This window comes from Streptomyces sp. NPDC024017, from assembly GCF_040638895.1.
GTDB lineage: Bacteria > Actinomycetota > Actinomycetes > Streptomycetales > Streptomycetaceae > Streptomyces.
Window position 1 is genome coordinate 181,217 of record NZ_JBEZYZ010000006.1, and the last position, 12,514, is coordinate 193,730.

Consider the following 12,514-nt stretch of genomic DNA (forward strand, 5'->3'; position numbering starts at 1 on the left):
ACAGGGTCTGCGAATGCGTGAACGTGCGGGAAACGGCCGCTGGGTGCGCAGGAGGTGACATGAGCGGTGTGCCGTGATCCGTTGGTGTAACCGCGCTCACAGGGCATGAGGTCGGGCCCTGTGCTGCGTGGCACGGGGCTCTGGGGACCCGGTAGCGTGACCCGACGATTCACAAGGTCCCCCATTAGTAGGAGTCCCGGTGACGCAGAGTGGACAGGGCGAGGAGCCCTCGGCGCGCCCCGCGCGCGAAGGCATCGTGCTGCCCTCCGACGGTGGCGAACCCCTGCTGCCGGGCATGACGGGCGGACCCGGTGACGCCCCCGGCAGCCGGCCCGCCCCGCCTTCGCCGGGCGGGCCGCAGGTCTCGGCTCCCGCGGAGGGCCAGACCTGGGGCCAGCCGTGGGGCCCCGACCAGCAGCAGACCCCGCCCCCGCCGCCGGGACAGACCTGGCAGTCCCAGCCCCAGCAGTGGAGCACCCCGGAGCCGCCCGCGTGGGACGCCCAGGCCCCGGGCGCGCTCCCCCCGGAGGGCACCCAGCCCCCGAACCCCGACCCGTACGGCACGGCCCAGCCGCCCGCGGCCGCCGGCGGGTACGCCCCGTACGGCGCCCCCGGCGGGGGAGCCCCGCTGCCTCCGGAAGGCTCCGGAGCGCATGGTGCCGGTGGGCAGTCGCCGCAGGGAGGCTCCGGGTACGGGTATCCGCAGGGTGCCGACGGCTACGGCGCCCCGGGCGGAGCCCCGCAGTCGCAGCCGGGGGCCGGTGCGCATGGTGGCGGAGCCGGTGGTGGGCAGTCGCCGCAGGGAGGCTCCGGGTACGGGTATCCGCAGGGTGCCGACGCCTATGGCACCGCTGCCGGGGGAGCCCCGCAGTCGCAGCCGGGGGCCGGTACGCATGGTGGCGGAGCCGGTGGTGGGCAATCGCCGCAGGGAGGCTCCGGGTACGGGTATCCGCAGCGTGCCGACGGCTACGGCGCCCCTGCCGGGGGAGCCCCGCAGTCGCAGCCGGGGGCCGGTGCGCATGGTGGCGGAGCCGGTGGTGGGCAGTCGCCGCAGGGGAGCTCCGGGTACGGGTATCCGCAGGGTGCCGACGGCTACGGCGCCCCGGGCGGAGCCCCGCAGTCGCCGGGTGCCGGGGCGTACGGGCACGCCGCGGGAGGCGCCCCCCTGCCTCCGCCCGCCGACGAGGGCGCGACCCAGTACATACCGCCCGTCGCGGGGGACGCGGCCACGCAGTACATACCGCCCGTCGCGCCGTCCGCCGACGAGGGGGCGACCCAGTACATACCCCCGGTGGGCCCGGGGGCGCTGCCGCCCGAGATGCCCTCCGGGGAGGACCCGGAGGCGACGCGGTTCCTCGGGACCGGGCCCCGGGCCGGAGCGGGAGCCGGACCGCTGCCGCCCGCCTCGAATCCGGACGCCGAGGCGACCCAGTACATCGCGCCGGTGCCCGGCGGGGACAAACAGCCGCCCGCCGAGTTCGACAACCTCTTCCGCAGTGAGCCCGCCGAGAGCCCGGCCGGGGCCACCCAGCAGATGCCCCGCATCGAGCAGCCGACGCCGCAGGCTGCGTACGGCGCCCCCCAGCCTTCCCGCACCCCGCCCGCCGGTGGCCGCTCGCGCGGCGGCCGTACCGGCTCGCGCGTCCCCGTCATCGCCGCCGTCGGCATCGGCATCGCCGTGCTCGGCGTCGGCGCGGGCGCGCTGCTCGCCGCCGGCGGAGGCGACGGTGACGACGACGGCGGCGACAACAAGACCGTGGCCGCCTCCGCACCCGCGACGGACGGTTCCGCCTCGCCGTCGGCCGACCCGGCCCGGGCCCAGGCGGTCGAGCTGGACAAGCTGCTCGCCGACAGCGGCAACAGCCGCAGCACCGTGATCAGGGCGGTCGCCGACGTCAAGGGCTGCGACAACCTCCCCAAGGCCGCCAAGGACCTGCGCGACGCGGCCAAGCAGCGCAACCAGCTGGTCACCCGGCTCTCCGGCATCGAGGTCGACAAGCTGCCCGACCACGCCGCGCTGACCACCGCCCTCACCAAGGCCTGGCAGGCCTCCGCCTCGGCCGACAACCACTACGCGGCCTGGGCCGACCAGACCGCGGGCAAGAAGGGCTGCAAGAAGGGCCAGGCCCGCACCACCAGCCAGACCCAGGCCGGCAACAGGGCCAGCGGCGTCGCCAGCACCGAGAAGGCCAAGGCGGCCGGGCTGTGGAACGGGATCGCGAAGAAGTACGGCCTGACCGAGCGCCAGCCGACGCAGCTCTGAGGGATCTGGGAGGTCGGGCAGATCCGGCCCGGACGTGAACTGCTGAGCGGGGGGCTCAGTAGTTCACGTCGGCGTTCTCCAGCGTCCTGGTGGTGTCGACGAAGCCCTTGCGCGCCGAGACCAGCCGCCCCTCCCGCACCACCTGAAGGGTGACGTTCGCGTTGACCAGGCGCGGGAAGCCCACGGCGGCGAGCTTGTCCTGGAACTGCCACTGCAGCGTCGGCGTGAGCCCGCCCGTGCTGACCTTCAGGCCGTCATCCAAGGCCCCCGCCACCGTGTCGGCGCTCACCTCGCCGTCGCCGAGCGACTCGACGACCTGCCGGAACACCGTGTAGGCGATCCACGTGGTCTGCACTCCGGCGTCCGCGGGGTCGATGCGGTTGTCGCCGAAGGCCTCCTCCCGGATCACCCGCTTCATCTCGTCCCAGCGCGGATCGCTCGCCACCGGGTACCAGCCGGTGATGTACGAGCCCTCGTAGGGCCCCGACGCCCCGCCGGTCGCGTCGATCACCGTCTGGTCGACGCTGCCCAGCACGGTGGCCGTCCGCACCTCCGGGTAGTCCTCGCGGGCCCGCCGGAAGGAGTCCATGAAGGTGCCGTTGCGGTCCCCCAGCGCGGGCACCACGCACCCGTCGTCCGCTGCGCCGGTCGTCGTCGTGCGCAGGGCCCGCTCAGCCTGGCCGTCGTACTCGGTGGCGTCCTCCGCCGCCCGCTGGTCGTTCGAGGCCCGGTGCCTGCCCGCCTTCAGACCGGAGTCGAGCAGCGGGGGCAGCTGGTCGCCCGCGATGGTGTCGGGCCGGATCAGCGCGACGGGCCCGCAGTCGGCGAGGGCGCTGCCGAGACCGGCGAGCAGCGCGGGCTGGCCGCCGTTGACGGGGTAGGACAGGGGGCTGGTGAACTCGGCGTTGGTGATGCCGTAGCCGCCTATGTAGGGGATGCCCGCGCCCTCGAGCGACGGGAAGAAGGAGTCCGCGTACTGGCTGTAGGATCCGACGACCGCGACCGCGTTCTCCTTGGCGGCCCGCCGGGCGCACTTCGCGGCGTCCACGCTGTCGTTGTGGTCGTTGCAGGTCAGCACGTTGAGCTTGCGGCCGTTGATCCCGCCCTTGGCGTTGATCCAGCGGGCGTAGGCGCGGGCGAAGGCGGGCATGCCGGGCTTGTTGGTGGCCTTGGTGTCCTGCGGAGCCCAGGTCATGACGGTGATGGTGTCGTCCCCGACACCCCCCGTGGCGCCGGGGACGACCCCGCATCCGGCGAGGAGCGACGCGCACGCGACCGCCGTGCCCGCGGAGAGGACGCCGTTTCTGGCGTGACGGGTGAGGAGGCCGGGGAGGTATGTGCTGCGGGTGCGTCGCCTACCGGTCATGGTTCCGCACGATTCCGTCACACGGCTAACCCGTGAGTGATCCGGTGACAACAATTGGTGACGCACAGGTGAATAGCGGGGGCCGGTGTGACCGATGTGGAGGGGAACGTACGATCGATGACCGTGCAAGCTTCGGAGAACTCTTCCCGTCGTGGCCGTCGCTCATCCACCATGGGCGGCATGCCTGCCAACGACATGCCGTGGTGGCGCTGGCGCAGCAACGTGCGCTCGGCGCTGCACATGCTCTCCGATCCCGGGTTCCAGCGGGACGTCTGGCTGGCCGGCGTGGACGGCTACGGCGACGTGACCGACGCGGTGTACCGGCTGGTCGAGGACACCTGGCTGGACCACTGGTCCGCCGAGAAGTACGTCGGCACGATCTTCCGCGACTCGCAGGAGGCGGCCCTCGTCGACACCGCCGTGCTGCGGGTGCTGCGGATCATGCACCAGGTCGGGCCGGACGCGCCGGTCGCCGCGTACCTCGAACACGAGGCGTGGCCGGAGGCGGTCCAGGCGGCCCGGGACGCCCATGTGCGGCTCGCGGCGAGTGACGGCGACGAGCCGGACGCGGCGCCGCGCAGCCTGGAAGTGCTGCAGATCATGAACAGGTCCGCCTAGCCGTTTCCCGGCGGTCCGCCCAGCGGGACGATTGCCGGTGGTGTCGTTCCTTGTGGGAACCTGTCCTGCATGAATGAGCAGTCCACCAGCGCCGCGGTCCCGGCCGACCAGTACGTCCTCACCCTTTCCTGCCCGGACAGGAAGGGCATCGTGCACGCCGTGTCGAGCTATCTGTTCATGACCGGTTGCAACATCGAGGACAGCCAGCAGTTCGGCGACCACGACACGGGACTGTTCTTCATGCGGGTGCACTTCTCCGCGGACGCGCCGGTGACCGTCGAGAAGCTGCGGGCCAGCTTCGCGGCGATCGGCGACTCGTTCCAGATGGACTGGCAGATCAACCGGGCCGACCAGAAGATGCGCATCCTGCTGATGGTCAGCAAGTTCGGGCACTGCCTGAACGACCTGCTGTTCCGGGCGCGGACCGGGGCGCTGCCGGTGGAGATCGCCGGAGTGGTGTCGAACCATACGGACTTCGCCGAGCTGGTGGGGTCGTACAACATCCCCTTCCACCACATTCCGGTGACGAAGGACACGAAGTCCGAGGCGGAGGGGCGGCTCCTCGACATCGTGCGTGAAGAGGGCGTCGAACTGGTCGTGCTCGCCCGGTACATGCAGGTGCTGTCGGACGACCTGTGCAAGGCGCTCTCCGGGCGGATCATCAACATCCACCACTCGTTCCTGCCCAGCTTCAAGGGTGCGAAGCCGTATCACCAGGCTCATGCCCGGGGCGTGAAGCTGATCGGTGCGACGGCGCACTACGTGACGGCCGATCTCGACGAGGGGCCGATCATCGAGCAGGAAGTCGAGCGGGTCGGGCACGACGTGACGCCCGAGGGGCTGGTCGCGATCGGGCGCGACGTGGAGTGCCAGGCGCTGGCCAGGGGCGTGAAGTGGCATGCCGAGCGACGGATCCTGCTCAACGGCCGACGGACCGTGATCTTCGCCTAGGGCCTGTCGCCCTAGGAGCCAGGGCTGCTCACATCCGGCTCAGCGAGGCGGCGGCGAACAGGACGTCTCTGATCGCCTCCCGGTCTCCCACCTGGCCCGCCGCCGCCTCCTGCGGGGGCACGTGGCCGGCGGCCAGGCGGCAGAACTCGACGCCGTCCAGGGCCACGTGGGCCACCTCGTGCTCGGCGGAGCCCTTCGCCGCGGGGGAGTCGAGGGGGATCAGCCACTCCCCGCCGCCCGAGCCCTCGATCTCCAGCCGGAGGCTGCGGCCCGGTTCGCCCGCCGCGACCAGGTGGCGGTGGTGGGCCGGGGAGGCCAGGCCGGCCCGGCGGCGGTGGGCCAGGGCCGTCGGCAGCATCCGGGCCGCCAGGTCGATCATGCGGTGCAGATGGCGCGGCGAGGGCGGGTCGTAGGGGTAGTCCACCGCGTCGGCGATGTCCTCCGCGTGCACCCAGCACTCGAAGGCGCGGTCGAGCATCGCATCGTGCAGCGGCAGCTCGAAGTCGCCGTACGGCACCGGCATCTTCCCGGCGCCGCCGCCCGTGAAGGACACCGTGCGCACGAGGCTGTGGCTCTGCTCCCGCCAGGGCGCGCGGACGAACCGGGTGGGCGGGAAGTGGGAGGCGCGCCAGAACGCCTCGGTGCGGGCCGCAGGCGTCGGGCGCCGGGACGGGACGTCGCCGAGCGGGTCGTCCAGGCCGAGCGCGACCGCCACCAGGCCGTCGACGCTGAGCAGATGCGCGATGACCCCGGCGACGGTGGTGCGTCGGCTCGTCGGCTCGTCGGACCGGAACCAGCGCAGCCGTACCGGCGCGTGCCACTCGGCGTCGCCGAAGTCCTGCAGCAGGGCGTCCAGGCGGGCGGTCTCGGCGTCGTACGCGGCGGCCCAGTCCGGTACCGGGATGCGCGGCGGGCGCCGCTCCAGGCAGGTGTCCAGGACGCGGGTGCGCAGCCCGGGGTCCAGGTCGAGGCTCTCGGGGCGTTGCAGCAGCCCGACCGCCTCGCGCAGCCGCCGGGCCTCGTCGGCGCAGGAGCCGCAGTCGCCGAGGTGCTCCTCGACGGCCGTGGCCTCCTCGGCGGAGCACGCGGCCAGCGCCCAGGCGCCGAGCAGGGCCTTCAGCACGGGGTGTTCGAGGACGGGCGGGGCGGGCGGCGGTGCGAGGTCGCCGAGGTCCGCCGGTGAGGGCAGCGGCAGCCCGCTGTCCTCGACGGAGGGCCGGGGCATGGGTATGCGCGGCGGGTGCCCGTGTCCCGGGCCTGAGGGGGTACCGGTAGCGTGCACGCCCTCGACGCTTTCATCCTGAATGCCGCTTTCGTCCCGCGTATCGCCCTTCTCTTCCCGGCCGTTCTCCCCTTCGTCGCCGTCGTGCGCCTCGAACCGGTCCGGCCCGTTCACACCGCACCCCCGTATCCCGGCGGTGCGCCCGGTGCCTCGGTGTCGTGGGCGGTGGACAGCAGTTGCAGGCCCAGGCGCAGGCGGCGGCGGGCCTCGTCCTCGGTGATGCCGAGGTCGGCGGCGGTCTGGCGGTAGTCGCGGCGCTGGAAGTAGGCCCGTTCCAGGGCTGAGCGCAGCGGGGCCGGCATGGACTGGACGATGTAGTCGGCGCGGGCGGCGACCGAGGCGCGGCGCACCTTGTGCTCCAGTTCCTCCGCGGTGCCGGAGCCTTCGCGGGCGAGGGCGGCGGTCTCGGTGGCGCGCAGCCGCTGCACCGCCAGCCGGTGGGTCAGGGTGGCGACCCAGGTGCGCAGCGGGCCCTGCTTGGGGTCGTAGGAGTCGGGGTGCTCCCAGACGTGGATGAAGACCTCGCGGGTGATGCGGTCGGCGGCGCGCTCGTCGCCGAGCACCCGGTGGGCGAGGCCGTGCACGAGGGAGGCGAACCGGTCGTAGAGCTCACCGAGGGCGGCGGCTTCTCCGCGGGCGAGCCGCTGCTGCATCTTGCGGTCCCAGCGAGGCGGTACGTCCTTTTTCGCCATGCGGCCCCCTCACCCCCTGCTCGTGTCCCGCGCCCGTGCTCTGTCCAGCCTGTGCCCGACGTCTCCTCGAATGTAGTCGGCACGTCCGGTAACGCACGCCCCTTTGTGGCAATGTGCGCCCCCTGACCGGCCGCAGGTGGTAGAGGACCGCCGGAGCTCGCACCGAGTGCCTTTGGTGCCGCGCCTACCCCATCGCCCTCCGATCAGACCTGTCTGAAGAGGATCGAACAGGATCGAAGTCGACTAAAACAAGCCTCTTCCGCGGGGGATCCGTTTTTCGGGTTGTGTTTCAGGGAACGGCCGCTGGGCAGCCGCGCTGCAAGGAAGCGTAGGGACTGCTTCCGTTTTGGCGATCGAAGGGCGTGGTGGTGACCTTCAAAGTGACCGGCGGCGAGCAGGGCGAATGGGCCGTGCTCCAGGTGTCCGGCGAACTGGATCTGGTGACCTCGCCGGTGCTGCGTCAGCGCGTGCACGACGTAGTGGCCGAGGGGCACCACTGTCTTGTCCTCGACCTGTCCGACGTGTTCTTCTGCGACTCCAGCGGCGTCGGCGTGCTCATCGCCGCCCGCAGGCTGATCCGCTCCTGCCAGGGCCGGCTGCGCCTCGTGCTGCCCGCCCGGGGCGCGGCCGACGGATCCCACGTCAACCGGGTCCTCGGCGCGCTGGGCGTGCGCAGGCTGTTCGACGTGTACGGCGATGTGCACGCGGCCCTCGGCGACGAGGGCGAACCCCTGTCCGCGTGACGGCCCGATGACGCACGGTAGGCCGAGTGTTGCCGTTCCGACACGCTGTTGTCCCGGAATTCCCCCGGTCTTGGCACAAGTGACGTTTTCCCGCGCCCGAACCGCTCCCTCCGTCGTACGCTCCGACCGAGACGCACCCCATCCGACGTAAGGCGGCCCGAAAGAGACATGGTCAGCAGCGAGTACGAGCGCAAGATCGCCGCCCGGTTCGCCACCTTCGACCAGGACGGCAACGGCTACATCGACCGCGAGGACTTCTACGGCGCGGCCAAGGCGCTGCTCACGGAGTTCGCCGTGGCGGCCCGGTCCGACAAGGGGCAGGCGCTGTACACCGGCGCCGAGGGCTTCTGGCAGGGCATGGCCGGGATAGCGGACCGCGACGGCGACCAGCGCATCACGCGCGAGGAGTTCGTTCACGGCGCGGTCAAGCGCCTGCGCGACAACCCCGACCGGTTCGCCGAGATCGCCCGCCCCTTCCTGCACGCGGCCCTGGACGTCGCCGACACCGACGGGGACGGCGCGGCGACGATCGAGGAGGCCGCCCGCGTCCTGAAGTGCCTCGGCGTCCCCGAGGACGTCGCAGGGCCGGCCGCCGCCACGCTCGACGCGGACGAAGACGGCAAGGTCGGCGAGGCCGAGGTCGTCCCGGCCTTCGCCCGCTACTTCACCGTGCCCGAATAGCGCTCGCGGAGCCGGTACTTCAGCACCTTCCGCAGGGTCTCGCCCCGCGGAAGGGCGTCCACCACCTCCAGCCGCTCCGGCAGCTTGTGCACGGACAGTCCCTCGGCGCGCAGGAAGGCGGTCAGGCCCGCGAGCGTCAAGGTCTCGGCCCCCGGCGGCTGTTCCACCACCGCGCACACCAACTCGCCGCGCGCCGCGTCCGGCAGGCCGATCACCGCCACGTCCCCGACCGCCGGATGCCGGTGCAGCAGGTCCTCGATCTCCTGGGCCGAGATGTTCTCGCCCTTGCGGATGATCACGTCCTTCAGCCGGCCGGTGAGGACCAGGTGCCCGGTCTCCGTGAGCCGCCCGAGGTCGCCGGTGCGCAGGAAGCCGTCCTCGTCGAAGGCCTGCGCCGTCTGCCCCGGATCCAGGTACCCCCGGCACACGGCCTCCCCGCGCAGCCGCACTTCCCCGTCCACGATCCGGATCTCCATGCCCTGCGGTGGCCGTCCCTCGGTCGTCGCCAGCGACTCGGGGCTGTCGTCCGGCGCTCCCATGGTGATCATCGGCACCTCGGTCATGCCGTACCCGTGGGTGAGCTGCACGCCCATCTCGCGCACGACGGCGTGGTACAGCTCCGGCGGCTTGGGCGCCCCGCCGCCCGCCAGCAGCCGCAGCGTCGGCACCACGGGCGTCCCCGGCTGCTTGCGCTGCTCCGCCAGGAACATCGAGTAGAACGCCGTCGACCCGCCCGCCATCGTCACCTCGTGCGCGCGGTACTCCTCCAGCGCCTCCGGCAGCGCGAACTGCTCGAACAGCACCGCCGGGAAGCCGTACAGCAGCAGCATCACCGTGTAGTCGGGCCCGCCGATGTGGGCGTACGGGAACGCGATCGAGCCCACGTCGTCCGCCGAGGGGCGCAGCGCGTGCGCCAGGCAGGAGCCGCCCGCCAGCAGTGAACGGTCCGTGTGCAGCACGCCCTTGGGGTCGGAGGTCGTGCCGGACGTCCAGTAGATCCAGCGCACGGCGGTGCCGTCGGAGGGCGGCGGAGGCAGCACGGAGGGGTCGCCGTCGGGCAGGTCGGCGTAGGCCTCGAAGATCCCCTTCGCGCCCAGCCGCCGGGCCATCTCCGTGTGGTCGAAGCCCCGCCAGGTGCCCGGCACGGCGAAGAACTCCGCCTTCGACTCGCGCAGCGCGAAGCCGACCTCGCGGTCCCGGTAGAAGGGGATCACCGGGGTCTGCACGGCGCCGAGGCGGGCCAGGGCGAAGGACAGCAGGGCCGTCTCGATACGGGTGGGCAGTTGCCAGGCGACCACGGTGCCGGGGCGTACGCCCATGTCGTACAGGCCGGCCGCGACCCGCTCGGCACCCGCGCGCAGCGCCTCGAAGGTGAGTGTGCGGCCGTCCTGGCGGAAGAGCGGCCGGTCGGGCGTGAGCGCCGCGCGGCGGGTGACCAAGTCCCACAGGGTGCGGGACGAACTCAGGGCGTGCGGGGTCTCGTTCACGACTGCCCCCTGCTCCTTGGCTGACGGGTCGTCAGGTGGGATGCTAACTGACGCTGCATCAGATAAGTACCGTCCGGCGGAGGGGACCCATGGCGACCGAACTGCCCCGCATCATCAGCGTCGACGACCACGTGATCGAGCCCGCCCACCTCTTCGACACCTGGCTGCCGGCCAAGTACCGCGAGCGCGGCCCCAGGGCGCTGACCGCCGGAATCGGCGAACTCGCCTACGTCGGCGGCAAGTACCGGATCACCATGGACCCGGACGGCCAGCCCACCGACTGGTGGATCTACGAGGATCTGAAGTTTCCGTACAAGCGCAACATCGCCGCCGTCGGCTTCGACCGCGACGAGATGACCCTGGAGGGCATCACCCGCGAGGAGATGCGGCCCGGCTGCTGGGACCCGAAGGAACGCCTGAAGGACATGGACCTCAACCACGTCGAGGCGAGCCTCTGCTTCCCGAGCTTCCCGCGGTTCTGCGGCCAGACCTTCGCGGAGGCGCACGACAAGGAGGTCGCCCTCGCCTGTGTACGCGCCTACAACGACTGGATGGTCGAGGAGTGGTGCGGCGACAGCGGCGGGCGGCTCATCCCGCTGTGCCTGATCCCGCTGTGGGACGTCGGTCTGGCGGTCGAGGAGATCCGCCGCAACGCCGCGCGCGGGGTGAAGGCGGTGACCTTCTCCGAGATCCCCACCCACCTCGGGCTGCCGTCCATCCACTCCGGCTACTGGGACCCGTTCTTCGCGGCCTGCCAGGAGACCGGGACGGTCGTCAACATGCACATCGGCTCGTCCTCGCAGATGCCGGCCGCCTCCCCGGACGCGCCGCCCGCCGTGCAGGCCTCCCTCAGCTTCAACAACGCGATGGCCTCGATGATGGACTTCCTCTTCAGCGGGGTCCTGGTGCGCTTCCCGCGCCTCAAACTCGCCTACTCCGAGGGCCAGATGGGCTGGGTGCCGTACGCCCTGGAGCGCGCCGACGACGTGTGGGAGGAGCACCGCGCCTGGGGCGGCGTGCGCGACACGATCCCCGAGCCGCCGTCCACGTACTACTACCGGCAGATGTTCTGCTGCTTCTTCCGCGACAAGCACGGCGTGGCGTCGCTGGACGTGGTCGGCCGGGACAACGCCACCTTCGAGACCGACTACCCGCACGTCGACTCGACCTTCCCGCACACCAAGGAGGTCGCCCTCGACCACGTCCAGGGCCTCGACGACGAGACGGTGTACAAGCTGATGCGGGGCAACGCCATCCGGATGCTGGACCTGGACCTGGACCTCGACCGCTGATGGACCTGTCGTACACGCCCGAGGAGGAGGACTTCCGGGCCCGGCTGCGGGACTGGCTCGCGGCGGTGCTCCCCGCTCTCCCGCCCAAGCCGTCCCCCGGCGACTGGCCGGGGCGGCGGGCGTACGACCTCGGCTGGCAGCGCCGGCTCCATGACGCCGGATACGCCCATGTCCACTGGGACGCCTCCCCGACCCTGCGGTTGATCTTCCTGGAGGAGACCGAGAAGGCGGGCGCACCCTATGTGGGCGCCAACTTCGTGGGGCTGCTGCACGCCGGGCCGACCATCGCCGCCGAGGGCACGGCGGAGCAGCGGGCGCGCTGGCTGCCGCCGATCCTGCGTGGCGAGGAGGTCTGGTGCCAGGGCTTCAGCGAACCGGAGGCCGGGTCCGACCTCGCGGCCCTGCGCACGCGCGCGTGGCGTGACGGCGACGACTACGTGGTGACCGGCTCCAAGATCTGGACGTCCCACGCGGAAGTCGCCGACTGGTGCGAGCTGTTGGTCCGCACCGACCCCGGGGCGCCCAAGCACCGGGGCATCACCTGGCTGGCCCTGCCCATGGACGCGCCCGGCATCACCGTACGGCCGCTGCGCACGCTCGCCGGGTCGGCCGAGTTCGCCGAGGTGTTCCTCGACGAGGTGCGGGTGCCGGTGGCGAACCGGGTCGGCGACGAGAACGACGGCTGGCGCGTGACCATGGTGACGCTGTCCTTCGAGCGGGGCACGGCCTTCGCCGGTGAGGTCGTCACCTGCCGGCGCGTGCTGGGCGAACTGGCCGTCGAGGCCCGCAGGAACGGCCGCTGGGACGATCCGGCACTGCGGCGCCGGCTGGGCAGACTCAACGCCGAGTTCCGGGCGCTGTGGCGGCTCACGCAGTGGAACGTGAGCGCGGCGGAGGCCTCGGGCGGGGTACCGGGAGCCGGCGGCTCGGTCTTCAAGCTCCGCTACTCGCACGCCCGCCAGGAGCTCTACGACGCCGCCGCCGAGGTACTGGGCCCCGACTGCCTCGACCTGGACCGGCCGTGGACCCTCGACCGGCTGTCCTCCCTGTCGTACACCATCGCGGCCGGCACCTCGCAGATCCAGCACAGCATCATCGCCGAGCGCATCCTCGGCCTGCCGAAGGGACGGTGAGATGCC

General features: G+C 72.2%; 11 protein-coding genes. 7 read left to right on the forward strand and 4 right to left on the reverse strand.

The window, feature by feature from the left end; translation table 11 throughout:
- The first annotated feature begins 256 nt into the window (after positions 1-256).
- Positions 257-2,263, forward strand: coding sequence for a hypothetical protein (locus AB0G20_RS17905; protein ID WP_361303837.1), 2,007 nt, complete (start codon positions 257-259; stop codon positions 2,261-2,263).
- A gap of 55 nt (positions 2,264-2,318) precedes the next feature.
- Here AB0G20_RS17905 and AB0G20_RS17910 read toward each other — a convergent pair whose 3' ends face one another.
- Entirely contained in the window at positions 2,319-3,629 is a 1,311-nt protein-coding gene (locus AB0G20_RS17910) for an ABC transporter substrate-binding protein (protein ID WP_361302923.1), read from the reverse strand.
- 117 nt (positions 3,630-3,746) lie between these two features.
- Here AB0G20_RS17910 and AB0G20_RS17915 point away from each other — a divergent pair, with 117 nt between their 5' ends.
- Complete coding sequence (locus AB0G20_RS17915; RefSeq protein ID WP_361302926.1) at positions 3,747-4,247, forward strand: hypothetical protein; 501 nt, start codon at positions 3,747-3,749, stop codon at positions 4,245-4,247.
- Between the two features lie 69 nt (positions 4,248-4,316).
- Complete coding sequence (gene purU / locus AB0G20_RS17920) at positions 4,317-5,198, forward strand: formyltetrahydrofolate deformylase (protein ID WP_361302929.1); 882 nt, start codon at positions 4,317-4,319, stop codon at positions 5,196-5,198.
- A gap of 28 nt (positions 5,199-5,226) precedes the next feature.
- On the opposite strand, the gene AB0G20_RS17925 is transcribed toward purU, so the two are convergent.
- Together AB0G20_RS17925 and AB0G20_RS17930 are read right to left on the reverse strand one after the other, a co-directional pair.
- Positions 5,227-6,594 (reverse strand): zf-HC2 domain-containing protein, encoded by a 1,368-nt coding sequence (locus tag AB0G20_RS17925; RefSeq protein WP_361302932.1) that lies wholly within the window; start codon positions 6,592-6,594, stop codon positions 5,227-5,229.
- Positions 6,591-7,172 carry a sigma-70 family RNA polymerase sigma factor gene (locus AB0G20_RS17930; protein WP_361302935.1) on the reverse strand — a complete coding sequence of 194 codons (582 nt, stop codon included), beginning with the start codon at positions 7,170-7,172 and terminating at the stop codon, positions 6,591-6,593. The genes AB0G20_RS17925 and AB0G20_RS17930 overlap by 4 nt, the downstream gene beginning before the upstream one ends.
- Before the next feature lie 362 nt (positions 7,173-7,534).
- Between AB0G20_RS17930 and AB0G20_RS17935 the strand changes: the two genes are divergently transcribed.
- On the forward strand, positions 7,535-7,915 hold the full coding sequence (locus AB0G20_RS17935) for an STAS domain-containing protein (RefSeq protein ID WP_361302938.1): 381 nt from the start codon (positions 7,535-7,537) through the stop codon (positions 7,913-7,915).
- A 168-nt stretch (positions 7,916-8,083) separates the two neighbouring features.
- Entirely contained in the window at positions 8,084-8,596 is a 513-nt protein-coding gene (locus tag AB0G20_RS17940) for an EF-hand domain-containing protein (RefSeq protein WP_361302941.1), read from the forward strand.
- Here the strand turns inward: AB0G20_RS17940 and AB0G20_RS17945 are convergent.
- Positions 8,575-10,083 (reverse strand): AMP-binding protein, encoded by a 1,509-nt coding sequence (locus tag AB0G20_RS17945; RefSeq protein WP_361302944.1) that lies wholly within the window; start codon positions 10,081-10,083, stop codon positions 8,575-8,577. The two genes, AB0G20_RS17940 and AB0G20_RS17945, sit on opposite strands and share 22 nt — an antisense overlap.
- An 89-nt stretch (positions 10,084-10,172) precedes the next feature.
- Between AB0G20_RS17945 and AB0G20_RS17950 the strand changes: the two genes are divergently transcribed.
- Positions 10,173-11,375, forward strand: coding sequence for an amidohydrolase family protein (locus AB0G20_RS17950; RefSeq protein WP_361302947.1), 1,203 nt, complete (start codon positions 10,173-10,175; stop codon positions 11,373-11,375).
- Positions 11,375-12,508, forward strand: a complete 1,134-nt coding sequence (locus tag AB0G20_RS17955) for an acyl-CoA dehydrogenase (RefSeq protein ID WP_361302950.1) — start codon at positions 11,375-11,377, stop codon at positions 12,506-12,508. The genes AB0G20_RS17950 and AB0G20_RS17955 overlap by 1 nt, the downstream gene beginning before the upstream one ends.
- Positions 12,509-12,514: the final 6 nt, after the last annotated feature.